Annotated in this window: 21 protein-coding genes; 9 read left to right on the forward strand and 12 right to left on the reverse strand. The window is 63.8% G+C overall.

Going from position 1 to position 24,282, the window contains the following annotated elements; genetic code table 11:
- Positions 1 to 72: 72 nt before the first annotated feature.
- The 5 genes from FHU39_RS09385 to FHU39_RS09405 all read right to left on the reverse strand — a co-directional run bounded on the left by FHU39_RS09385 (position 73) and on the right by FHU39_RS09405 (position 6,858).
- The gene (locus tag FHU39_RS09385; protein WP_183320098.1) at positions 73 to 1,191 is read right to left on the reverse strand and encodes a mandelate racemase/muconate lactonizing enzyme family protein; all 1,119 of its coding nucleotides are present in this window, start codon (positions 1,189 to 1,191) and stop codon (positions 73 to 75) included.
- 57 nt (positions 1,192 to 1,248) lie between these two features.
- Positions 1,249 to 2,406: an enolase C-terminal domain-like protein gene (locus FHU39_RS09390; RefSeq protein ID WP_183320099.1), complete on the reverse strand. Its 1,158-nt coding sequence runs from the start codon at positions 2,404 to 2,406 to the stop codon at positions 1,249 to 1,251.
- Between the two features lie 70 nt (positions 2,407 to 2,476).
- Positions 2,477 to 3,622, reverse strand: coding sequence for an ABC transporter ATP-binding protein (locus FHU39_RS09395; RefSeq protein ID WP_183320100.1), 1,146 nt, complete (start codon positions 3,620 to 3,622; stop codon positions 2,477 to 2,479).
- An 86-nt stretch (positions 3,623 to 3,708) separates the two neighbouring features.
- Positions 3,709 to 5,328: an ABC transporter permease gene (locus FHU39_RS09400; RefSeq protein WP_183320101.1), complete on the reverse strand. Its 1,620-nt coding sequence runs from the start codon at positions 5,326 to 5,328 to the stop codon at positions 3,709 to 3,711.
- Positions 5,329 to 5,685: 357 nt separating this feature from the next.
- A complete protein-coding gene (locus FHU39_RS09405; RefSeq protein ID WP_221185201.1) occupies positions 5,686 to 6,858 on the reverse strand; it encodes an ABC transporter substrate-binding protein in 1,173 nt (390 codons plus the stop codon).
- A 656-nt stretch (positions 6,859 to 7,514) separates the two neighbouring features.
- Between FHU39_RS09405 and FHU39_RS09410 the strand changes: the two genes are divergently transcribed.
- Positions 7,515 to 8,231, forward strand: a complete 717-nt coding sequence (locus tag FHU39_RS09410; protein WP_343065798.1) for a GntR family transcriptional regulator — start codon at positions 7,515 to 7,517, stop codon at positions 8,229 to 8,231.
- A 72-nt stretch (positions 8,232 to 8,303) separates the two neighbouring features.
- Here the strand turns inward: FHU39_RS09410 and FHU39_RS09415 are convergent, their stop codons facing one another.
- Complete coding sequence (locus FHU39_RS09415; protein ID WP_183320104.1) at positions 8,304 to 8,525, reverse strand: HepT-like ribonuclease domain-containing protein; 222 nt, start codon at positions 8,523 to 8,525, stop codon at positions 8,304 to 8,306.
- Positions 8,526 to 8,773: 248 nt separating this feature from the next.
- Here FHU39_RS09415 and FHU39_RS09420 point away from each other — a divergent pair, with 248 nt between their 5' ends.
- The gene (locus FHU39_RS09420) at positions 8,774 to 8,941 is read left to right on the forward strand and encodes a hypothetical protein (protein ID WP_183320105.1); all 168 of its coding nucleotides are present in this window, start codon (positions 8,774 to 8,776) and stop codon (positions 8,939 to 8,941) included.
- Between the two features lie 114 nt (positions 8,942 to 9,055).
- On the opposite strand, the gene FHU39_RS09425 is transcribed toward FHU39_RS09420, so the two are convergent.
- Positions 9,056 to 9,340 (reverse strand): HigA family addiction module antitoxin, encoded by a 285-nt coding sequence (locus FHU39_RS09425; protein ID WP_183320106.1) that lies wholly within the window; start codon positions 9,338 to 9,340, stop codon positions 9,056 to 9,058.
- A gap of 329 nt (positions 9,341 to 9,669) precedes the next feature.
- Here FHU39_RS09425 and FHU39_RS09430 point away from each other — a divergent pair, with 329 nt between their 5' ends.
- The 3 genes from FHU39_RS09430 (at position 9,670) to FHU39_RS23790 (ending at position 11,392) form a co-directional block, all read left to right on the forward strand.
- Entirely contained in the window at positions 9,670 to 10,665 is a 996-nt protein-coding gene (locus tag FHU39_RS09430; protein ID WP_183320107.1) for an IS5 family transposase, read from the forward strand.
- 236 nt (positions 10,666 to 10,901) lie between these two features.
- Positions 10,902 to 11,222 (forward strand): type II toxin-antitoxin system Phd/YefM family antitoxin, encoded by a 321-nt coding sequence (locus tag FHU39_RS25220; protein ID WP_221185203.1) that lies wholly within the window; start codon positions 10,902 to 10,904, stop codon positions 11,220 to 11,222.
- A gap of 5 nt (positions 11,223 to 11,227) precedes the next feature.
- Positions 11,228 to 11,392: a Txe/YoeB family addiction module toxin gene (locus tag FHU39_RS23790; RefSeq protein WP_343065872.1), complete on the forward strand. Its 165-nt coding sequence runs from the start codon at positions 11,228 to 11,230 to the stop codon at positions 11,390 to 11,392.
- Between the two features lie 149 nt (positions 11,393 to 11,541).
- Here FHU39_RS23790 and FHU39_RS09440 read toward each other — a convergent pair whose 3' ends face one another.
- From FHU39_RS09440 to FHU39_RS09450, 3 genes are all read right to left on the reverse strand, one after another.
- A complete protein-coding gene (locus FHU39_RS09440; RefSeq protein WP_183320108.1) occupies positions 11,542 to 11,946 on the reverse strand; it encodes a DUF427 domain-containing protein in 405 nt (134 codons plus the stop codon).
- Positions 11,947 to 12,036: 90 nt separating this feature from the next.
- A complete protein-coding gene (locus FHU39_RS09445) occupies positions 12,037 to 12,870 on the reverse strand; it encodes a hypothetical protein (protein WP_183320109.1) in 834 nt (277 codons plus the stop codon).
- On the reverse strand, positions 12,867 to 17,411 hold the full coding sequence (locus FHU39_RS09450; protein WP_183320110.1) for a WD40 repeat domain-containing protein: 4,545 nt from the start codon (positions 17,409 to 17,411) through the stop codon (positions 12,867 to 12,869). Before FHU39_RS09450 ends, FHU39_RS09445 begins: the two co-directional genes overlap by 4 nt.
- A gap of 202 nt (positions 17,412 to 17,613) precedes the next feature.
- Between FHU39_RS09450 and FHU39_RS09455 the strand changes: the two genes are divergently transcribed.
- Positions 17,614 to 18,312, forward strand: coding sequence for a Sua5/YciO/YrdC/YwlC family protein (locus FHU39_RS09455; protein WP_183320111.1), 699 nt, complete (start codon positions 17,614 to 17,616; stop codon positions 18,310 to 18,312).
- A gap of 21 nt (positions 18,313 to 18,333) precedes the next feature.
- Here FHU39_RS09455 and FHU39_RS09460 read toward each other — a convergent pair whose 3' ends face one another.
- Positions 18,334 to 19,635 carry an MFS transporter gene (locus FHU39_RS09460; RefSeq protein ID WP_183320112.1) on the reverse strand — a complete coding sequence of 434 codons (1,302 nt, stop codon included), beginning with the start codon at positions 19,633 to 19,635 and terminating at the stop codon, positions 18,334 to 18,336.
- A 120-nt stretch (positions 19,636 to 19,755) separates the two neighbouring features.
- Between FHU39_RS09460 and FHU39_RS09465 the strand changes: the two genes are divergently transcribed.
- Entirely contained in the window at positions 19,756 to 20,607 is an 852-nt protein-coding gene (locus FHU39_RS09465) for a LysR substrate-binding domain-containing protein (RefSeq protein ID WP_183320113.1), read from the forward strand.
- Positions 20,608 to 20,705: 98 nt separating this feature from the next.
- Complete coding sequence (locus FHU39_RS09470) at positions 20,706 to 21,569, forward strand: aldo/keto reductase (RefSeq protein ID WP_183320114.1); 864 nt, start codon at positions 20,706 to 20,708, stop codon at positions 21,567 to 21,569.
- Positions 21,570 to 21,578: 9 nt separating this feature from the next.
- On the opposite strand, the gene FHU39_RS09475 is transcribed toward FHU39_RS09470, so the two are convergent.
- A complete protein-coding gene (locus FHU39_RS09475) occupies positions 21,579 to 23,018 on the reverse strand; it encodes an amidohydrolase family protein (RefSeq protein ID WP_183320115.1) in 1,440 nt (479 codons plus the stop codon).
- Between the two features lie 101 nt (positions 23,019 to 23,119).
- Here FHU39_RS09475 and FHU39_RS09480 point away from each other — a divergent pair, with 101 nt between their 5' ends.
- Complete coding sequence (locus FHU39_RS09480; RefSeq protein WP_183320116.1) at positions 23,120 to 24,280, forward strand: WD40/YVTN/BNR-like repeat-containing protein; 1,161 nt, start codon at positions 23,120 to 23,122, stop codon at positions 24,278 to 24,280.
- Positions 24,281 to 24,282 lie beyond the last annotated feature (2 nt).

Raw genomic sequence — 24,282 nt, forward strand, 5'->3', positions numbered from 1 at the left:
AGATCTGCTCGATTTCGCCTCGCGCCGAGGTCAGTCGTCGAAACCACACCCTCAAAGCCGCGAGTAGTCGTCCTATCCGATACGGAATTTCTTCAATTCCCGGTCGTTTGGCTCACATCCGTTTCCAGGCACGCTTGGGGCAGTCACTGTGCCATCGCTGTTGATCTCCGGCGTATCCCTGTAGATCTTGCCCCACATGGGGTCGAATTCTCGGGGATAATATTCCACCATAAGAGCATTAGGAATCGCAGCGAGCAAATTGAGGTGAGTTTGCTGATCGCCGTGCGGGCACACATCCAGGCCGTGACTCTGGGCGATCGCCGCGATCTTCATAAACTCTGTCACCCCGCCGGTGTACCGAACATCGGGCTGAAGCACACCGATCGCCTGAGTCGCGATCAGATCCCGAAAGCCGAACTTTCCATATTCGTTCTCACCCGCTGCAAGCGTGATCGGGCTCGCATTGGCAATCTTCCTCATGCCCTCGTAATCGTCGGAGTCAACCGGCTCTTCGAACCAGAAAATGTCGTACTCCTCAATGCGACGCGCAAACTGGATGGCATCGTAATAGGTGTACGCACAATTGGCATCCACCAGGAGTCTGACATCTGGACCGATCGCCGCGCGCACCGCTTTGACCCGCTCCACATCCTCCTTCAGGGGCACCGCTCCAACCTTCATCTTGACCGCACACGCACCGGTGGCAACATAACTGCTCATCTCTTCGGCGAGGTCGTCAACCGACTTCCCCTCCGCGTAGTAGCCGCCGGCGACATACGCAGGAATCCGTGTGCGGAATCCCCCCAATAACGAATACAGCGGCATGCCGGCCACCTTTGCCTTGATGTCCCACAACGCCAAATCGATCGCGGACATCGCGCGCGTCTCGAGTCCTCGCCTGCCATAGAGCTTCGGAACGCGCAGGGTTGACCACACATGTTCGGACATCAACGGATCCAGGCCAACCACGCGTTCGCAAAACATTTCCAGGAACTGTCGCTCACCCATGCGGCCGGCTGATATACCGATGCCGACCACGTCGGCATCGGTATATACCCGAACCACGCCGTGCGTCACATTGTCATAGGTGTGCAGGCCGTTTGATATTGGCCGTGGCCTCGACCATTCATAATATTCGACCGTCGCTTTTGTTATCTTCATCACGACACCGCCTTCCCTGGTTGCGGGCATTTCATCCTGTGAAACTTCTTGCCGACGAGGACTCGAAGCTCAAACGCTCTGGACCGATTACTGATCAACAACTGACCCGTCCACGTGCAGCCGTGCATCGACCGGACGCGGGCGGTAGGGCCACTCCTCGGCGGCCGATTCCTTCAGGCTGACACCCAATCCCGGCTCCTGCGGCACAACAAGATAACCGTGCCCGTCATGCTCGGCCGACCCATTGATCAAAGCCGACTCCGACGGACGGTTTACGAACGATGACCACGTCGAAGACGGATATTCCTGGATCGTGAAATTGGGGATAGCAGCGGCCAGGTGGGTGCATGCGATGGTCGATATCGGACCGAGTGGGTTGTGCGGAACAATGCCAATATGATGTGCTTCCGCCAGCGCCGCTATCTTCTTGGCACCAGTTATGCCGCCAACAAGACAGACGTCGGGGCGGAAATATTGTGCGCCGTCCCTGCGCAACAGCATCGCAAAGTCCCACAACGACGTGTAACGTTCCCCGGTGGCGATGGGAATATCGATCTTGTTGGCCACATATGCCATGTCGTCGATGTTGTCCATCATCACAGGGTCTTCGTAGAACAGCGGGCGGAATTGCGCGATGCCGTTGCCCAGTTCAACCGCCTCCGCAGGAGTCAGTCTCCTATGAATCTCGATGCACAAATCTACGTCGTGACCGACTGCATCTCGATATTGCCCGACGGCATCGATCGCGTCACTTATCTTGTGAACGTGCGTGGCGGAGTAGGGGACGTCCCGGCTCTCATCCAAGAACGGTGTGAGGTGTCCGACCGCAGTGAATCCGGCGTCTTTCGCCGCTTTAATTGCCTCAACGATATCCGCGCGCGTGCTACCGAACGTGTGATGGTAAGCCCGAACACGATCTCTGACCGCGCCGCCGAGCAGAGCATGCACGGGCACCCCGTGGTGTTTCCCCGCGATATCCCATAGTGCGATATCAATCGCGCTGAGGGCACCCATGATGACCGCGCCCTTGAAATGGGTCGCTCTGTACAGATATTGCCAATGATGTTCAATCTTGAGAGGATCCTTGCCGATGAGGTAATCACCGAACTTCCGAATTACCTCTGCCGAGGCTTCGAGAAATCCCCAGACACCTGACTCGCCGAGCCCAACAATGCCGGTGTCGGTCGTGACAGAAACAAACAGGTAGCGATCTATCAGGATCGGCTTTACCTCGACGATCTTCACTGAATTTTACCTCTCGATCTATATGGGCCGGAATACCACAACACGCCCGGCTTCCTCACCGTTGGGTCCTTCACGCTTGGTTCGGAAGGGCGGATCGCACTTCCGATGGCTCTGCAGTCGAGGTCTCCTTGTCGACAAACGCGACCACGTTCGCGGCATCGGCATACAACTCGATCGCCGACCCTGGTCGCAGGTCAGCCTGCGGCGATGCGGTGATGCGCACCGACTTTGAAAACACGTTCACCCAGGCATCCACGTGCGTCCCCACATAGAGCGCCCGCTCCACTGTCCCCCGCCAACGGTTGTGATTGGCACCCCCAGAGAGACGCTCGTCGATGCCGATGTCGTGAGGGCGGATCGAAACCGTCACGGAAGTGCCCGGAGCGACACCGCCCAACTGGTCCCCGGATGCATAGATGACCTCGCCGTCGTCGCCTTCCAAGCGCGCCACCCCACTGCTGTCGACCTCGCGAAGGCGCGCCGTCAACATGTTCGTGACACCGACAAAGCTGGCGGCGAAGCTCGACGTCGGCGACTTATAGAGGTCGCTCGGTGAACCCTGCTGCTCGATCACGCCGTCCCGCATGAGGATGATCTCGTCCGACATCGACATGGCTTCGAGCTGATCGTGCGTGACATAGACCGCTGTGATGCCCAACTCCCGTTGGATCGCAACCATTTCGATCCTCAGCTGCTCACGAAGGGATGCATCCAGGTTGCTCAACGGCTCATCGAACAAAAGCAGCTTGGGACTGGACACAATCGCTCGCGCCACCGCAACACGCTGCTGTTGTCCGCCACTCAGTTCCGTGCCATATCTGTCTTCAAACTGAGCCAGTCCTACTGTCCCCAGTGCCTTGCGGACTTTTTCTTTGGTTGTCTCCTTATTTTCCTTCCGAATGCGCAGGCTATAGGCGACGTTGTCGAAAACCGACATATGCGGCCAGATGGCGTACGATTGGAACACCATATTGAACTGCCGCTTGTTCGGTGGAACATGCTGGCGTTCGCCCGACAGGACCGTGTCATCGTAAGAAATTGAGCCGGAATCAGCCTTCTCAAGTCCCGCGATGCATCTCAAAGTGGTTGTCTTACCACAACCACTTGGCCCGAGCAAGGTTGTCAGCATTCCTGGCTTGACATCGAAAGAGATGCCACGCACCGCTGTCACGTTACCGTATTTGACAACCAAGTTCTCTACTGCAAGGCCTTCCATGTTCTCCTCCTGAACGATCTATGATGCATGAAGCTCGATCTGCAGGGCCTCATCGCAACCGATGCGACCCGGGTAGAATCCCGAAATCACACCCCGCCCTTCTGCACTTGACTCGTAAGGCGAACCCGCAGAACAAACCTTGCAACGACAATCCCGACTATCATGATCAGAGTCTGGAGAAGTCCGATAATTGCCGCATTTTGAGTATTTCCGGTCGCAAGATAGCTAAATGTCATCACGGAAAGCACCGTTGAGTCCGGCCCGTACAACATGACTGCTGCACTGATCTCGCGAGTTGCGTAGATAAAGACGAGTATCCACACGGACAACAAAGACGGTCGCAGCAGTGGCCCGGTGATGCGAAGTAGTGTCTGCCCGATGCTGGCACCACAGACTGCCGAGGATTCTTCCAGCGCCGGGTCGATCTGGGACAGTCCCGTCTCCGTGACCCGCAATGCCTGGGGCAGATAGAGCGCAATAAAGGCAATAACGATCACCGAAATCGTGCCGTACAAAGGTGTGTGAATATAGAACAGCAGCATTCCCGTGCCGAAGACGATGCCCGGGACCGCTACCGGCAGCGTGCCGAGGGCCGTCAGGATCGAACTGCCTCGATACCGGAGCCTTCGCGTCGTGTAGCCGATGCACAAAGCGAGCAGCCCGCAGATCGTGGGGGCGATGACTGCGACGATAACTGTGTTCTTCATTGCGCTCAGCACGGGAGAAGACGTCACCAAGCTCTGTACCTGTGAGGCCGTATAATGCGCTTTCAGAATATTCGGTGTCAGATATCTGGTGAAGGCACTGTACAACAGGCTTGCGTAAGGCAAGATGATCGCGATCAGAAGGTAGAAGCAACACACAATCGTGCCCAGCCACCGCCACGGTCCCAAACTGATCCTCCGCTGCCGGAACCCCCGAGCGGTAACCGTCACGAACCTATTCGACGCCCGCGTGGCCCGACTGTACAGAATCATACCGAGCACGGTCAGAATCAACAGCATCGTTCCTGCAGCAGCCGACCCGGGCAGATTGATCGGGAACGATTGCGCAAACTGGTAGACGACCACTGAGAGCGGGTTGAACTTGATATCCGGCCTCAGAATATCGGGGATCGCGAACTCATCTGCAGAAAGGATAAAGATAAAGAAGAGTGCCGAGAGGACCGCCGGCCTGATTATCGGGAACGTGACCCTTGTCGCCGTTCGGAAAATCCCGCCTCCATTTATCGCAGAGGCCTCCTCCAGGCCCGGGTCCATATTTGTAATCGACCCGACAATGAACAGGTAAGAATATGGAATATAATAGACTGTTTGAACGAATATGATGCCGGGCAAGGTATTGATATTGACCAAGTGATATGACCCGGAGACGCCCGGCAACAGGCGCACGGCCTCGTTTATCAAACCCACGTTCGGGCTGCCCAGGATCTGCCAGGCAACGGCCCCCAGGAAGGGCGACGCAAAAAGTGGTGCGATGACGAACAGGCCCATCCATTTGGCCAATGGGGCGTCCGTCCTGTTGACTAGCCAAGCGAGTACTGCCCCGATGGCCGTCGCCAGGATCGAGACCGATACGGCAAGCTTGAACGTGTCAAGCAGTGCGTGCCGGAAGGTTGCGGTCGTGTAGACCTTTTGCATCATGCTGGTGCTGAACGATGATCCTGGGTCGCCAAGCTCCCCATTACGAAATGCTGTGACCAGCATGAGCACGAGTGGAGGACCTACCAGAAGCGCGAGAATAACGCCCAGTGGCAGCACCGTGACGCTTGGCCCTGCAAGACGTTGTTTATAGGTTCCACTTCGCTCGCGACGTGCCGTTTGCATAGGCCTCTTCCTAGTTGGAGTTGGAATCGCTACGGTGAAGGAGCCGGCGCCGCCGGTGTCCGCACATCCGACTGATCATTCAATCTGCGTCCCTGTCGATTTCCCGTTGCATTTTCCGAGCCAGCCGCCATCCGCGGCATCTCCAACCAGCGGATGGCGGTGACCCACAGATCTCACGGTGTCAGGTCATGCCGCGCTAGGACGGCCTGTTAGACATCCGGAATCCTGACCGTCGGCTCACTGACCACCCATGATCGATTGCCAGCTCGAGATCAGATCGTTCTGCTTGGCAGTGTAGTTTTTCAGGTCACTAACCAGAGGGTTATATAGGTTCGTGGGCGCCTTGTACCACGATTCCTTCGTGAATTTGGAGAGGTCCTTGGCCTTAGAGTTCATCGGGATGGCATCTGAAACGGCGCTCCCGCTGTACCATGCTTCCTCACCCGGGACGCTGGTTGCCCATTCCTGGAACAGCTTCGCCGCGTTGGGGTGCGGTGCATTGACCGCGATCGCAGAGGCAACCGTAAAGACCGGCGTGGGGTCTGGATACATCCACTGAACTGGGGCACCTTTTGCATACTCCGTGCTCAATCCTGTGGTGCTTGCATCTCCGATGATGTAGTAGTCGCCGGCCGCCAACCCGTCATACCCGGGGAAGGAGCTCGTGTAGACCTTGGGGTTCAGAGCCGCCAGCTTCTTGATGAAGTCCGTCCCATACTTGTCTTTGCCCCCTTCCATCAGGTAATACCACCACGTGTAGTCCGATCCTCCGGACGCAGGAGTCACGACAGACGTGACGCCCTTCCATTTCGGGTTAACGAGCGCGTTGTACCCTTCCTTCTTGATACTTGCGATATCGGACGCGCTGACCTTGCTGCTGTTCCATCCGATGGCCAGTGGATTTTCCTGGAGAGGGTAGAAATATCCAGGTGAGGTGTACTTTGCCGGATAATCGCCCGATGATGACGGGGTGAACTTCATCAGCTGCTTATCCGTGATGGCCTTGGTGAGCAAGCTGGAGTCAGAAAGGTAGAACAGATCTGCCGTCGGCTTTCCGGCGCGATATTCTTGCTGCCACTGGGTCCAGACGGGGTAAGTCCCCTTGTCTACGACGTTGACCTTGATGCCGTATTTCTTGGTGAACGCCGCGCCCCAGCTGCGAACTTGATCCAGGCCGGACCCGGTATAGATCAGGACGCTGCCTTCCTTCTTCGCAGCAGCAATGTCGACTCCGGATTGACCGCCTGACGCGCTGGATGCCTGGTTATCGGAAGCGCCCGCGTTGCTTGATCCACTACTTCCGCTACTTCCGCACGCACTCAGTGCGAGCGCAGCGGAGCAGACCGCGGTCAGCCCTATAACTGCGCGCCTATGCGTCGCTCTGCGTGAGGCGAGTTTACGTAATGACATTCGATACCTCCGGGTTCCTCGATCTGAGATGTTCATACATCTCCTATGGAATTTTCTAGAGAGACACGCGGCGTTGGACTCTGGGCCCAATCACCTCGAGGACGAACTTGAACTTCGATGGATCTTGCGACAGTCGGTCCGGATCCGAATGCGTCGTTGCATTACCATGCCGAACCTGCAGTGGATTCTTTTGCGCACCGCTGTCCACGGCATCCCAAGATCTCCTGAGATGCCGACGGAGTAGCTCGACCCGGTCCGACCGCATCGCGACATCCGTATGATGCTCGATCGATCGGATTCATAGGCTATAAGCTGCTATGTATAGGAAGGTACGGGCAGCCGCGGCGCCCTGTCAAGGGTCCGGAGTGATCGACTTTGAGACAGGTGCCCGACTACCCGGTGATTGCGTAGCTCGGAGGTCGACGATGACCGCACCGTTTGCCGGCAGGCCACCCTGCGTGCAGCCCTGTCCATACGGACACGGCGAGGTGCGAGGCGGTCCCCGGAGTTTGGCCCAGGCGAAGAATCGACATCACAGCCCAACTCGCCCGGTTGTGGACCTTATTCGACGGGTCGGCGACATACACACACATCGACTTATAGGCTACGTCCTTAGGGACGGCGTGGCCGATGAGCTGCGCATAAAGGAGAGCAGCGTGGCAACGCACCCAGTGTTCAGCAAGAGCGAATATGCGTATCACGAGGTCAAGGACAGGATCCTCGGGGGTAGGTTGCCGCCCGGATCGGTCATCGGTCAGGAGTCGCTGGCGAGCGAACTCGGGGTTTCGACAACCCCGCTTCGGGAGGCGCTGAAGCGACTGGCCTCCGAAGGGTTGGTCCAGTTGGACACGCACCGCGACGCACGCGTCACAACGGTATCTGCCGAGGAAGCACGTGGGCTCTACGCCGTGCGGAAGCGGCTCGACCCATTCGCTGCCGGACTGGCAGCGCAGCACCGGTCGCAGGCAGTCATCGATGAAATCGAGGCTGCACTAGCGGCGTTGCGGCCCCGTGCCAGCACAGCGGATGTCGACGCGCTACTTGTCCATCGTCGTTTTCACCGGACAATCTATCGCGCGGCCGGCAATCTGCCACTGGTCACGATTTTGGACGGCCTCTGGGACAAGATGGATCTCTATCGCCTGGTCGCCTTGACTTCCCGCTGGTCCGACCCCGAACACATTGCTCGGACACAAGCTGAGCACGAGGAGCTCGCGGACGCGGTGGTGCGCGCGGACGCCGCACGTGCCGAACAACTCATGCATGAACACATTGAGGGCAGCCTGGGCTATCGCGCAATCTTGCGCCTCGAATCGGACGCACCGCTCCTTGATGAGCCAGGCGTGGCTGCCACATCCGGGGGAGGCCGGTGAACTCGAAGACAACCGTTTGCGTCGAACCGCCGCCAGTCGACCACGCGAGTCCAGCGGGTCTCGCGTTCTACCTCATCGGTTGCGGATTGCGCCGGCCAGCTGAACGAGTTGGTTGTCGACGATGTCGAGGATGGCGTCGGGATTCACGCGGAAGTACTCGTGCACGACGATGTTCCGCAAGCCCGCGATCGCAGCCCACGGCACGTCAGGCATCGTCCTTCGAGTCTCGACGGGCAGCGACCGCACGGCCTCACCGATAACAGCCAGGTTGCGCAAAAGAGCGTCGTACGCCATCGCTTGTGGTCGTTGGAGCGCAAGTGCGACGCATAGTCCTGGCATCGCTGAATCGCGTCGAGGATATCCGTGAACCGCTCATCCTCTGACCGGGTCACACGGCCACCGCGTCAGCCAGTGCGCTCGAGGAAACCTCACCGCGAAGCAGCGATGCAGCCACGACATCCACTCTGGTCCCAAGAAGTTCGCTGAGCATCCGGGGGGCCTCGGCATCGGACGCCGATCGCGGCGCCTATTGGACGCACGCTGTGGCGAATCTGGTGCTCTACGGCTCGATCTACGCGACTCAAGTGGGAGACCTCAAGCAGCTGATCGCGATGCCCGACACCGGCTTGACACCCGCGCAGCGCGCAAAGGTCATCGCCTTGACCAAGTCGCTGAACTCCTTCTTCGGCACGCCTGGGCTCTACTTCTAAAACTGTTGGCTCAGCGCGGACTCCGACCCGGGCAGCGAGCGAAGCAGCACCAGCAGTCGAATCGTGCATCGTGATCCTGTAGGTACGGCGAGTCGTGGATCGGCGGTGGGCAGATCACAGCCAAACGTCTCGGCCAGAGCCGCGGAGCACTGCCGGCCGCCGCTCGGTGGCCAGGTCGTAGGCCGCCTGCATGGCCAGCCATGCCCGGGCGGTGCCAACGCCAGCCTCTTCGAGGCGGACCGCGAGGTTGGAACTGATCCGGGCGTGACCGTGCAGCACGCGGCTCAGCGTGACCCGTGAGATACCCAGTCCTGAAGCGGCCTCACTGACGCTCAGGCCGATGTCGACGAGCACGTCCTCGCGCAGGATCTCGCCGGGATGGACGGGGTTCTTCATCATGGGGCCCCTCCCATTGTGCTCAGTGATAGTCCTGATAATCGACCAGTTCGACATCCGAGTCGATGAACCGGAAGGTGATCCGCCAAGCTCCCGTTCTCGTGTCGGAAGCTCACGATCACTCAACGAGCGCGTCGCGTAACGAGACACGTTACAACAACGATGAGTCCGCGCCAGGCGCCCTCACTGAACCCGTGTGGGCGCGACGCCATACGCCATATCGCCGCGTTCCGGCTGCACAGATTCCACGCGTCGGCGGTAGGTCCGCTTCCGCGCTAAGGAATCGCTGATCTATTGACCAGTTGGCGCGCTCTACCTGGGAGGATCGGGGTGTGCCTGGTTCTGATGCGTCGCAGCCGAGTTTTGCTGATGTGGAGTATGGGAATCGTCGCCGGCGGACTCGCCGGGATCAGTTCCTGGAGATGATGAACGAGGTGATCCCGTGGGATGAGTGGACGGGGTTGATCGTGCCGTTCTACCCCACGACCGGCCGCCGCGGCCGGCAACCGGTGCCGGTGGAGACCATGTTGCGGATGTACCTGCTGCAGGTGTGGTTCTCCCTGTCGGATGAGGGCACCGAGGACGCGATCTACGACTCGTACGCGTTCCGCACGTTCCTGGGCCTGGACTTCACCACCGTCCAGGTGCCGGATGCGACCACCTTGTTGCATTTCCGGCATCTGATCGAGGAGCACGACCTGGGTAAGGCGTTCCTGGACGCGCAAACCCGGTTCTTCGCCGACCAGGGGTGGATCATGCGTGGCGGGACGGTGGTGGACGCGACGATCATCGCCGCCCCCAGTTCGACGAAAAATGCTGCGGGTGCCCGGGATCCGGAGATGCACCAAACGCAGAAGGGCAACCAGTGGTACTTCGGTATGAAGGCGCACACCGGGGTCGATGCGGGCACCGGGTACGTGCACACCGTCACTGTGACCGCGGCGAACGAGGCCGACATTCTGCAGGCCGCCAACCTGATGCGCCCCGATGACGAGGTCGGGTATGCCGATTCCGGGTACCAGGGCGTGGCCAAGCGTCCGGAGATCACCGGCGACGAGCAGTTGTCGCAGATCCAGTGGCGGGTCGCGGCACGTAAGGGCACGTTGAAGCAGATGCACCCCCACGAGCAGCACCTGGAGTCGCGCAAGGCGTCGGTGCGGGCGAAGGTGGAGCACCCGTTCCTGATCGTCAAACGTGACTTCAAGTTCACCAAGACCCGGTACCGCGGGCTGGCCAAGAATCACAACCTGATGCAGGTGTTGTTCACCTCCGCGAACCTGCTGATGCGTGCCCGAGCAGTCGCCATAACCGAGGCGGCCGGGCGGTAGCCTGCCCAAAACCGGGTCAAGACCCCCGACGACACCGGGGAATCTGCCAAAACCAAGGGACACCAGGCCGATTCACCGACCCCAGCACGCCCCGGACGGTCGCTGCCTTCCACATTGCCCTTAGATCAGTGATTCCCTAAGCGAGCAATGTCGTGCCGGACGATGCGACGGCATTGGCCGCATCCGAACCATCTGAGATGATGCGTACGTCAAACCGTACGCATTGGGAGACAGTGATGACCGCACTCAGCGCAACATCGGCGCGAGCCAATCTGTACCGGCTGATCGACCAAGTCAACGACGAGTCCGAGCCGTTGACGATCACCGGGCAACGGGGCAACGCGGTCTTGGTCGGTGAGGACGATTGGCGCGCAATCCAGGAGACCCTGCACCTGGAGTCGGTCCCAGGCTTCACGGACTCCGTCCGCGCAGCGCGGGATGAGGGCATCGGGGCCGGATCTGACAAGCTCGACTGGCGGGTGGTCTACGCACGCCAGGCCCAGAAGGAGGCAAAGAAGATCGCCAGCTCCGGACTGAAGCCGCGGCTGCTCTGCTGAAGATCATCGCCGAGGACCCGTTCGCAACACCCCCTCGGTACGAGAAGGTCGTCGGCGACCTCTCGGACTGCTACTCACGGCGGATCAACATCCAGCACCGCCTCGTGTATGAGGTTCACCCCGAGGAACGGGTCATCCACGTGCTCGGCATGTGGACTCGCTACGAGTGACCAACTACTTGGTGGCGGCCACGCCCGAGGTGCAGCCGTTTGGAGCGGCAGCAGCCACCAATAGGTCCTCGCCCTGGTCGGCGACGTGTCGGCGCAAGTATGGACATCATGCGCCCGTACCGAAGGCGGCCGGCCCTGTCGTCCTCAAATCACGCGTTCGAAGGTGCGGAGATCTGCCGACCGTCCTCGTACCACGCATCCATGCGATCCCAATAGATCGACACGTAGCCCGCTAGATCCAGCGCGTCGTCATAGTGTTCCGGGTAAGTCCACACCGCATCCGGAAGAACATCGTCGCCCACGACGAGATCGAAGTAGTCGGCTTGCCCCTTGCGCGGACACACGGAGTGCGTCTGGCTCGACCGCAGGAACTGTGCGGGAATATCCGCCAACGGGAAGTAGTAGACCGGTTCGTGATCCTTCTCCAGCAGCCGGATGCCATCCGGGGTGTCCACGACGGTCTCGCCGCCGAGCGTCGCACGGACAGTACGACGGATCGGCTCGATGGAGATGACGCCGTTGGGGGCGGTGACACGTCCATTGGGAGTCCTCACGACATGGTCAACCGCTGGCCGGGACTCGATGTTCCCGGGCTGACAGCGCCGTGCCGGCGTGTGCAGCCGCGATCTCCGTCTCCTCAAGCCTCACTGGTCGGTTTGACCCAGGAACGGACTGATCAGGCCCGCGACCGCCGGTGACGCGAGGTAGTACTTGGCCCGGTGTACGTCCAGCCAGTTGACCGCAACCTCGATGTCCGCGTCGACACCGTTGAAACGATTCGCAATTGGTCGAAGTATGGCGACCACGTCGCCCGGGTCCGCGACGTTGATCCAGCGCTTCACTCCGGGTGGTCGGTTCGCGAGCCGCAGCTCGGGAGCCGGGTCCAGCCGGTCGAAGATGACGTCCGGCATCGCCAGCGGCGACCCGAGTGTGATCCAGAGGTCGATCTCGATGTCCGGGCGGCTCCAGAGCGCCTCGTACGAGACAACGGTGCCCAGCGAGTGAGCGATCAGGATCCGGGGGCGGTGCGTGTCGAGTGCAGTTGCCACGGCGGCTCGGGCTCGGACGCGTCGCTCCGTGTGCTCCGGTGACATGTATGTCGTCACCTCGCGGAAGAACCGGTTCACCAGGAGTTCGGCAAGTCGACCATCCAGCCCGAACCGTCGCGCGAACCATTCCAGCCCCTGCCGGACGGGTCGAGCAGCACGGCCCTGGCTCACGTCGTCGGGCAGCCCGAGGCTCGTCAGCCACGCCATGACTGCGGCCTGCTCCTCGCCCGTGAGCTGCTCAACGGGTTGCGGCCCCTGCCTGGTGCCCAGGTGCAGGCAGTCGGCGTAGTAGGCGACGGCGACGCTGAACTCCGGCTTGTGGCCGACGAATCCGTTCGCGAGCTCACTGTGCCAGGCGGCGGCCAACTCCGCCTCCGCTCCAGCCGGGCGGTAGTTCCCGACGCCGTGCACCCCGAGGATGTCAGTCACCACAGCAACTCCCAGCAGCAGATGTCGTTGCCGAATGCTGTCGCCAGCAAACGGTCGGATGTGACCATGACGCTCGGTCCCTGTGGGAGCGCGAGTCGTTGCCGCTCCGCACCTGTCGACACGTCTCTCACCGAGATCCCGCCGTTCGTGTCAGCAACGATCGCGATCGGACTTCCGTCCGGCAGCACTGCAGTGGTCAAAGCACGCAATTCTCTTCCTTCCCGACCGGTGAGAGTCCGTATGAGCTCGCCGCTCGCCGCATCCGAGACCGTTAGAGTCTGATCGGTTGTGGCGCTGAGGACAACAGCCGTTTGGTCCGGCAGCTTGGTGGTCGCCACGGCACGCACCGGGCGCGGAATGCCCTGCAGCCGGTGAAGACGGCTGCCGCTGGCGACGTCCCACACCCAGGTGTCCGGGTCGATACCCGCCCTCACCGCTACCAGCCGCTGGTCCGGGAGGGCCGTCGTTCCCACCAGTCGGATGGCGCCACCTCCCCGACCCGCCCAAGAGTGCATGCGGCGTCCGGTCACCAAGTCCCAGACCCGTGCAACTCCGTCGGCACCGACGGTGATCGCGACGGGCGTGCCGTCGTGCAGGTGGGCGATCCGAACAACGGGAACGGCGTCGCCGCCATGACCACCCAGACGGTGCAGTCGCTGCCCCGTCGACAGATCCCACACCGCTGCCGTGTCGCTCGCCCCCGCCGTCAGCACGATCGAGCGCCCATCCGGCAGCGCCGTCGTCACAGCGACCCGCATCGAATTCTTCTCTCCGGTCAACGTGCTCAGTCGCTCACCGGTCCGCAGATCCCACACAGCCGCGCTTCTGCCCGAGGCGGGAGTGACCACCACCGGGGTCCGATCCGGCAGTGTCGAGGTCGCCACCGTTCGCACGGACCCGCTGTGGCCTTGCAAGGTGTGCAGCCGCTCCCCCGTCGCGACATCCCACACAATCGCGGTCCGATCGGTACTTCCCGTGACAATCAGCGATCGGTTGTCATCGCGAGCGATGGCCAATGCGCGGACCGACCCGACATGGCCGTCGATGGTGCGGCGTTCGGTGCCGCTGAGCAGCTCCCACACCGTCGCGGCCCGCTCGTCACCCCCGGTCACGGCGACCGGGGTGTGATCGGGAAGTGTGCTCGCCGCGACGCCGAGCACGGAGCGGCTCCGGTCGGACATGCTGAGCAGCCTTCTCCCGGTGCGCAGGTCCCAGGCGATGACTGCGTGATCCCGACTGGTGGTCACCGCGATCGGAGTCCGGTCCGGCAACGCTGTCGCGGCCACCGCGAGGACACCGCTCATGTGGCCGGTGAGGGTGTGAAGCTGCCGCCCGGTCAACAGGTTCCACACCAGCACCCGGCCGTCTCCGCCGGCCGTGACAGCGATCGCCGTCCGATCGGGCAGGTATGTCGTGGCGATCGCCGACACGTGACGGCTGTGCCCCTGCAGCTGGTGCAACTTCCCACCGGTCACCAGGTCCCACACGATCACGCTTCGCCCACTGCCCGCTGCGACCGCGACCGGGGTGCCGTCCGGCAACCACGCAGTTGCCACACCACCGCCGACGGCACCTTTTCCGTGGCCGTACAGCCGGTGCCGCAATTCGCCGGTTTCCACGTTCCAGACCATCGCGACCGAACCGGTCCCGACCGTCACCACAACAGGCGTTCCGTCCGGAAGCGTCGTGGTCGCCATACTCCCTCTGCCGTGGCCGTACAGCCGGTGCAGTCGTTCCCCGGTCGACAGGTCCCACACCATCACGGACCGATCGGCACCGCCGGTGATCACGAGCGGCGTCGCACCTGGCCGCTCGACGATGTGGACCTGACGCACGGCCTCCCGGTGTCCGATCAGGTCGCGCAACGGTTGCCCGGTGCTCGCATCCCACACGGTGGCTTTCCCGTCGGCGCTGGCAGTTGCCACCACCGCTGTCCCGTCGGGCAGCACCGCGATGGCCACGGCGAGGACCGGTCCGTCGTGGCCGGTGAGCACGTGCAACAGCTCGCCGGACGTGAGGTCCCATACGGCGGCTGTCCGATCGGCGCTTCCGGTGACGGCGACGGCTCTCCAGGTGTCCGAATCCGGAACGGCAGCGGCTGCCAGCGCCAGCACCGGACCACTGTGCCCGTCGAGGATCTGCCGCGGTCCGCGGCTCGCGCTTCCCGAAGCCCAACTCGGGCTCCACTCGCCCGCTTCGGCGTCACGTTGCAATTCGTCTGCGATGGTGGCGAATCCGTTCTGCCGAGCAAGCAGCGTGAGCAGGACCCGTCGCTCGTCGCCTTCCACCGGCCCGACCATGCCTGCGAGCCGGAGAAGCTCCGCGCCCTCACACACCCGAACGGGTGCGGGTGCGACGCCGAGATCGTCGAGCACATGGGGCAGTGACGCCGAGACGAGGTAATCGACGTTTCCAAGTACGGTGCGCTCGCGTGCAGCATCGATCGCGTGGCCGAGGGCATGGCGGGACAGGTAGGCGGGTGCCGTGCGCCAGTTCGGCCGGTTCGACGATCCGGCGATCGAGCGCACGATCGCGTCGAACACCTCGCCCGAAAGTGTGCGTTCATCAACCTGTTCCGCGGGCTGTGGCCGAGTGCGCAGGTAGTCGGCCAACCCTTGGTGGAACAGCCGATAGAGGGTGCGGCCGTCGGTGTCCACCGATCGCCGCTGGTAGAACCGGAGCACGTCGGAGTCCAGCAGATCACTGGTCGCCGACGGGCTGGCCGCCCACTCGACGCCCAGGAAACGTCGGGCGATCGCATCGACCTGCTGAAGGGGCATCCCGTCGCCCTTGGCCCAGCTGAGGGCCGAGAGTATGGCGCGCGCACGGCCCGGGTCCTCCTGCCCGGCCAGATCGAGTTCGATGACCTCAGCGAGGCTGGTGGGGATCTCCAGAGACCGCGGGTCGGATCGAAATGATTCGGCCAGAACGGGATTCGCGCGCAGGTGGGTCAAGTACAGCCGGGCGACGAGGAAGGCGCCATGGGCCAAGGCGTCGTCGCTCGACGCCAATCGGTCATGCACCGCGTCCGCCACCTGGGAGGCGACTGCCTCGTACGCCGGCGTGTCGACGAGAACGCGCCGGACGAATTCCCGCACGTCCTCCAGGGACCGTGCGGGATCGTCGTCGAGATCGAGCACGTTGCCGGCTGCGGTCGTCAGGAGTGAGGTGGCCATCTCCCACTGCGGCCCCGATCTGGTGCCGACGATCAGTTTCGCGCGTGCGTGGTCCGAGCCGGCCGATCCACGAGCGAGTGGTTCCAGTAGGTCAGCGACGAGCGTCTCGGGATCACTGGCCTCGTCGACGGCGTCCACGACGATCACCGGCGTCGAACCACCTGTCAATGCATCGATCAGCGTCTCACCCGACGACACCTGCCCACCGAGGTCCAGCTGTCGCGCGATGGACTCGGCGATCTCGCTGACCGAGCGCCCTCGGGCGTGGACGGCGGCAAATCGACCGGCGACTGTGAATCGCTCGGCGGTGGCTGCCGCGATGTATTGCGTGTGCTCCCGGATCACCGGATGGATCGCGCAGACGGCCATCCCGAGCAGGGCGGACTTTCCCGACCCGGGGCTGCCGGTCACCACATGCATCCCCGGGGAATCGGGGCGCTCGATGCGTTCCGCCAGCCATCGGAGTTGCCGCGATCGGCCCGCGAAGTACGATACCCGACGATCGATCATCATCGGGCTTGCACGCTCGACGAAATGTGCCGGATCCACACCGAAGTCAACGGAATCGACAATCTCGGCCAGCAGTTCGTCCAACCCGCCGACGACTTGTCGAGCGCTGTCCGGTGCGGGCCGGTATCGCGGGTTCCGGAAGAACGGCGGGTTGATCGTGCGGTCGAGCAGGGTGGACCGGACTCGCTGGCGTATGCCGGACGCGCCGGCTTCCTCGACGATCCGCAGGATCTCGTCTCGCAAGGTCACCCACGGGACGAACTCGACGGTCGGGTCGATCCCCAGGTCGCCGACCTCGGCCGCTCGAAGCGCTTGTGCGAGCGCCTTCGTCAGCCGGGCGTCGAACGCGCTCTCCTCCGAGTCGCTTGCCGCGATGAACCAGGCGCGGGTGTGCTCGTCGGCGCCCGACGTCATCCACGGAAGTTCCGAGACCTTGCCCGCGTGGCAGATGTCAAGGACGAAGAGCGTCAGTGCCGACCCGTCACCGGCGTTGGTCTCCACGGCCCGTTCGACTGCGTTCATCCACTCCGCGACCGGCACGCCTGCACCGTCGATGCCGTAGAAGAGCAGCTCCTTGGTCCGTGTCGTGACAACGGCGTGCCCGAAGACGTAGACGACGCGCAGCCTTCCGGCGCCGTCGAGGACATCTGACACGGCGTCCTTGGCCGCTACGCCGCTCACCGTCTGGAAGTCGACCTCGAAGCCGTAGCGTTCCAGAACCTCCCGGAGCGTCGTCACCTCCGGCAGGAGGTGCTCCAAGGATTCGAACTCGGGCATGTCGTCAGGAAGTTTCGGAGCCACCAGCCCCAACGCACGGGCAGGCTCGGCGCCTGTCTGCCCGTGCTGCTCGTTCATGTTGACATCCTGTCGGCAGGCCGCTGATGTGCCGAGTCGCGTCCGAAACCGACGATATACAACCCGGACGGCCGCCGTCCGGCAGACACGATCGACTTCCTTCACGGGGAGGTGACGACGCGCGAGGTCATAGCCACCGCCTCTCGATCCATGGCGAACGGGTCTTTCCCTTGTGGGCCCCATGCTTCCTACCGTCGTTGGCATGGGGAACCAGTCGCACGAGACGCCGAGCCTGTCGCACGCGTACCGAGCTCTCGCCGCAGGTGATGCGGTCGTGGTGCCCAACCCTGCGCCGCTCGCGTATGGCGTGGTGGCGACCCGCGCTCGCGCGGTCAACGCGTGCAAGGGGCGGGCCCTGGACCAGAACGTCGCGGCGTCGATGCACGACCGGTCGGAGTGGGAACGGCTGGCACCCGAGATCGACCTGCCCGCAACGGTTCTGCGATCGGTGCGGGCGCTGCTGGAGCTGCGGCTGAGTCTCCTGCTGCCGCTGCGCGACCGGATGGCGCATCCGGACTGGTTCACCCCGGCCGTGCGCGACGGCAACCTGGCAGTCTTCAACGGGTACTGGGAGCCGACCGCCACACTGTGGGAAGCGTTCCCGCGCCTGTACGGCAGTAGCGCCAACCTCACCGGGCAGCCGCCGGCGGCCAGCGCTGCCGAGGCCAGGGCGCACTTCGGCCCCCACCAGGTCGTCGTCGACGCCGGGGAATCGACTCCGACGAGTGGTCCGCGCCGGTCCTCCACCATGCTGCGTCTCGACCGCGCAGGCGGCATCTGCCTGCACCGCAGCGGTGCGCAGGACTCCGCCAGCGGGCTGGGCGCACAGGCCTATCTCGCTCGGCTCGCCGACCGGGTCGGGCTGTCCGTCAGCCCCGTGCTCGCCCCACGAGCCAAGTAGACCGATGCCGCGACAGCTGCGTCACCGGTGGATCACGCCCAGCGCCGGGCGCTGATGTCGCGCGAGACGGATTGTCAGACGCAACTGGCCGCTGTGTGCGAGCCACCCGGTGACGCACGCGGTTGCCAGCGCAGGCACCGCACCGGCGACGAGCATGCCCGCCTGCGGGCCGGCGTGCTCGTCGAGATAACCGAGGAGTGGACCGCCGACCGCGCCGCTGCCGGTGAACACCATCAGGTACAGCGCCATGACCCTGCCCCGGATGTCGTCGTCCGAGGCCAGTTGCACCATCGCATTGGCCGCCGTAGTCAGCAGCAGGGTGAGGGCACCCACGAGGAGCAACAGCACGAGATAGGCGGCCTCATCCGTCACAAGGCTCGCCAGCAGATAGGCACCGGCAAGACCGGCACCGATGGCGGCGATGTCACGCAACCGGGTGTGTTCGCGGCGAGCGGCCACCAACGCCCCGGTCAGCGAGCCGACGGCCAGCGCGCAGTTGAGGATCCCGTAACCGCCTGCACCCGTGTGGAACACGTTCTTGGCGTATGCCGCGAGCGTGACCGGAAGATTCAGCGTGAACAACCCGAACACGCCGACCAGAACGATCGGCCACAGCACGTCCGGGCGCACCCGCGCGTACCGCAGCGCGTCACGCAGCTGCCCGCGACCTGCGGCAACGACGACTGTGCGGTGCAACTCGCGGTCGCGGACTCGCAGCAGCATGAGGATCGGTCCGAGGTAGGACAGCGCGTTGATCGTGAACGCCCAGCCGATACCGAGCGTGTTGATGAGCACGGCGCTCAGCGCCGGGCCGAGCAGCGCCCCGAGCTGGAAGATCGAGGAGTTGAGGCCGATCGCGTTGCGCAACTGGTCAGGGCCGACCAACTCGTTGACGAACGCCTGGCGTGTCGGGTTGTCGATGGCGATGACCGATCCGAGTGCGAACGCCACGACATACACCTGCCAGACCTGCACGGTCCGGGTGAGCAAGAGCCCAGCCAGCACGGTGGCGAGCACCGCCATCGCGGTCTGAGTCGTCAGCAGCACGAGCCGTTTCGGGCAGCGGTCCGCGATGAGACCACCGACCAGTCCGAACAGCAGAGTGGGCAGGGCCTGCAGCGCGGTGGTGATGCCGACGGCTGTGGCGCCGCCGGCGAGCGTGAGGACCAACCAGTCCTGGGCGATGCGCTGCACCCAACTGCCCGTGTTGGACAGCGCCTGGCCGAAGGCGAACAGTCGGTAGTTGCGGATGCGGAGGGATCCGAAGGTGGTCGGGTGGGTGGTGGAGATCGGCGGGCTACTGGCTTCCAGCGCGGTGATCAAGACGGGGCTCTCGACGTCGTGGGCGGGTGGGTGCCTCCCATCGTTCCGTCGATGGACTCCTTCGCAAAGGTAATCAGTGGTATATCTCTTATTGCTGATCACAATGAATTTGGAGATGCTGTGTACCCACCGGAGTTGCTGCGCACCTTCCTCGCGGTGTCCCAGTCACTGAGTTTCACCCGTGCCGCCGAGCTGCTCGAGATTCGGCAACCCACGGTCAGCCAGCACATCCGCAAACTCGAAGAGCTCGTCGGCAGAACACTTTTCGTGCGTGACACGCGCACTGTCCGGCTGACCGCCGACGGCGACGCGCTGACCGGGTTCGCCCGGACCATCCTGGCCGCGCAGGAGCAGGCCGTCGACTACTTCACCGGCTCCGGACTGACCGGACGGTTGCGCGTCGGGGTCACCGATGACCTGGCGCTGACCCCGTTGCCGAAGATCCTGCGACAGTTCCGGCAGGCCTATCCGCGGGTCGACCTGGACCTGACGGTGGCCCAGAGTCCGAGCCTGCACCGGCGCATCGAGTCGGGCCATCTGGACGTGGTGTTCGTCAAACGCGGGGTGGGCGAGCGCGGCGGCCAGCTGGTCCGGCGCGACCGCCTCGTCTGGGCCGGGCCGGAGGGTGCGCGACTCGACCTGGAGCACCCGGTGCCGCTGGTCGTCTATCGCGCACCGAGTCTCACCCGCAGCGCGGCCATCACCGCCTTGGAGGGCGCGGGCATGACGTACCGGATCGACTGCACCGTCCGCGGCGTCAACGGCGTGATCGCCGCGGTGCGGGCGGGCCTGGGGATCGGGATCTTCGCCCGCAGCCTGATCCCCGAAGAACTGGTCGAACTGCCCACCAAGACCGGGCTGCCCACGCTCGGAGAGATCGACCTGGTGCTGCTGACCAACCCCCATGCCGAGTCGGCACCCGCCGCGACCCTGGTCACTGCCATCCTCGCCAGCGGACACCCCTCCCACTGACTCCCCCAAGCAGCGGTCACGCTTCGACCGAGCGTCGAGAACTTCGCCATCCGGTTCCGCTCGGGAAGACATGCCGGCGTGCGGTGGTTGCGGCATACATGACCTCAACCACTGACGTAGCCACCCAGTCCGGCACCTTCTCGATCGGCGGCGACCTCCCGGTCGTGCGCCTCGGCTACGGGACGATGCAACTGACCGGCGACGGAGTGTGGGGGCCGCCGCGCGATCACGACGAGGCGATCGCCGTGCTGCGGCGCGCCGTCGAGCTCGGCATCACCTTCTTCGATACCGCCGACTCCTATGGCCCGGTCGTCGCCGAGGAGCTGCTGGCCGAGGCACTGCACCCGTATGCCGACGACATCGTCATCGCGACCAAGGCGGGGTTGACCCGGCAGGGCCCGCACATCTGGACACCGGTCGGCGTGCCGGCATACCTGCGCCAGCAGGCCGAGCTCAGCCTGCGCCGGCTCGACGTCGACGCCATCGACCTCTTCCAACTGCACCGCATCGACCCGGCAGTACCCCTGGAGGACCAGGTCGGCGAACTCGCCAAACTCCAGGAGGAGGGCAAGATCAAGCACATCGGTCTGTCCGAGGTGAGTGTCGAGGAGTTGCAGGCCGCCCAGCAGATCGCCCCGATCGCCACTGTGCAGAACAGGTTCAGCCTCGGCACCCGCGGGTCGGACGCCCTGCTCGCTCACGCGGAGGCCCACAACATCGGCTTCATCCCGTGGCGCCCGGTCGCCGACCACACCGGCGACAGCGGGCCGATCGCCGAGATCGCCACCGCGCACGACGCGACCGTCACCCAGGTCGCCCTCGCCTGGCTGCTGCACCTGTCCCCCGTCATGCTGCCGATCCCGGGCACGTCCAAGGTCGCGCACCTGGAGTCCAACACCGCAGCCGCAGCGATCGCCTTGACCGAGGAGGAAGTGCAGCAACTCAGCAGCCTGGGTGAATAGTTCTGGTTCTCAACGGGACTCGTCGAAGTCGGGGAACGTCACCGGGATCAGATCGTCGAGCGTCCGCCCGGCCCAATGACCCTCGTGCCAGTGCGCCCAGACCTGTTCGCCGGCAGCCTGGACGCCGCGTGCGGCTGCGTCGAGGTCGGTGCCCAGCACGGTGCCGTCCTCGACGACCGGCCGGCCGTCGACCAGGACGTCGGCCAGATCCGACGGCTGCGCGTAATAGACGATGTTCCGGATCGGGTCGCGCAACGGTGCCATGCCGAACGAATCAGTGCGCCAGAACAGCAGATCCGCCTTCGCGCCGGCGCTGATACGTCCCAGGTCGTCGCGGCCGAGCAGGGCGGCGGCATTGATGGTCGCCGCGTCGAAGACCCGTTGCGCGGTCGAGGTGTCAGCCCGTCGCGAGGTGATCTTCCCGGAGATCGCCGTCCACCGCAGGGACTCGAGCATGGACTGTGGCGCGGTGTCGGTGCCGAGGCACATGTTCACGCCCGCGTCGACATACTCCGGGAAGGACTCCATGAGGATGCCCCGGCGGGCGAAGCACCACGCGTTGTAGGAGACCGAGGTGCGAGAGTCGGCAAGGAGCCGCAGATCGTCACCGGCGAAGTTGACCCAACTGTTCCCGCTGATGAAGATCGCGTGGCCCAGCAGTGTCTGTGGTCCCAGGAAGTCGATGTCCGCGAGCCACTCGACGGGCGTCCGCCCGTGGCGCCGGGTCATCTCGTTGAACTCCCAAACCCCTTGAGACGCATGCAAAGACACCGGCGCCTGTAGTTCGCGGGCTGCCTGCTGCGTCTCACGCAGCAACTCCTCGGCACAGGTGTCGACCTGCGCCGGACCGAGGAAACCCTGCACCCGCCCACCGGCCCGAGACTCCTGCGCCTCGATGAACGCGATCGCCCGCTGCAGACCCTCGTGCCCGGCAGCAAGGTCCCACTCGTAGTCGACCCGCTTACCGTCCGGGGTGAACCAGCGACCCGAACGGTACGACGGCGCCACGTATCCACGCATGCCGATCCGGTCGACCTGGTCGGCCACATAATCGGCGGCATCACCCAGGTGCAGGACCGTCGTCGTGCCCGAGCGGGCCAGCTCGATGAGGGAGTAGTCGACGCAGCTCTCCATGCCGGCCCGCGTCAGACCGGCGTCCTCAGCCGGCAGGATCTCGATCAGCCCGGTCAGCCAGAACTGCCGGGGGCCGTAGTCCTCCTGGACGGACTTGTCGATCGGGGACGAATGCAGATGCGAGTGCGTGTCGATGAAACCGGGTGTGATGACCCGGTTCGGCAGGGCCTTCTCGACGTCGACGTGACCGTCATACGTCTTCCCGACGAACACGATGCGGTCGTCGTCGATGACAACACATCCGTCACGCAGCAGCCGGTGGCCACCGTCCTGGTACGCAACGACGTAAGGGGCGGTGAACATCGTCCGGGTCATGAATGCGAGCGTAGAGGACCCTTGTCGCCCCACGCAGCTACGACAAGAATGGGAAGTTGCGGCCTCGGCCACACCGGCAGACCGCGAGGAAGGGAAATCCCATGTCGGACGCTCCAATTCACCTACTGGTGGGAACCACCAAGGGTGCCTTCATCCTGGACGGCGACGCCGATCGCGTCAGCTGGTCCGTGCGCGGCCCGTTCTGCGACGGCGCGCCTATCAACCACGTCATCGGCGACCCGAACACCGGCACCATCTGGGCCGGTGGCGGCGGCGACTGGTCCGGCGCCGGCGTGTGGCGCTCCGACGACGGCGGCGACACCTGGACCCTCAGCAAACTTACCACCGGCGAGGTCGACGAATGGGCGAAGAGCGACCCGGAGTTCGCCGAGTCCATCGGCTGGACCGAGACGCCGGCGCCGTTCGGTGACAGCTTCTCCCAGGTCTGGTCACTGGGCCGGTCCGGCGACACGTTGTACGCCGGAACCAAGCCAGCGACCCTGCTCGTCAGTGATGACGGCGGCAAGACCTGGCAGACGGTCAAAGGGCTGACCGACCACCCGTCGGCACCCGACTGGGGCCCCGGCGCGGCCGGCCTGGTGCTGCACACGATCGTCGTCGACCCTGACGACCCGGAGCACATGTGGGTCGGGATCTCCGCGGCGGGCGTCTTCGCCACCGAGGACGGCGGAGTCACCTGGGAACGCCGCAACGACCTCGCCGATCCGACGGAGGGGGAAGATGATTCGCACCCTGCCGCAGAGTCCGAAGGGCACACCGGCTTCTGTGTGCACCACCTCGAGCGCGCCACCGGCGACAACGCGCCGCTCTACCAGCAGAACCACCACGGGGTATGGCGCTCGGCCGACGGCGGCCACACCTGGCACAACATCACCGAGGGACTGCCCTCGACATTCGGCTTCCCGCTGTGGGTCCACCCGGGCGACGGCGACACGATCTGGACCGTCCCGCTCAACGGCGACTCGATCGGCCGCTACCCACCTGACGCGGCCGCAGCGGTATGGCGCTCCCGCGACGCCGGAGCGACCTGGGAGGCCCAACGCACCGGGCTCCCCCAGGAAGCCTGCTTCTTCACGGTGCTCCGCCAGGGCATGAGCGGCGACCGGCGGTCCCCCGCCGGCGTCTACTTCGGCACCAACACCGGTTCGGTCTTCGCCACCCGGGACGAGGGCGAGACCTGGACAGAAGTCGCCCGCCACCTGCCGACCGTCCTCGCGGTCGAAGTATTCGAGGTCTTGTAGCA

It is taken from the genome of Flexivirga oryzae (genome assembly GCF_014190805.1).
GTDB classification, from domain to species: domain Bacteria; phylum Actinomycetota; class Actinomycetes; order Actinomycetales; family Dermatophilaceae; genus Flexivirga; species Flexivirga oryzae.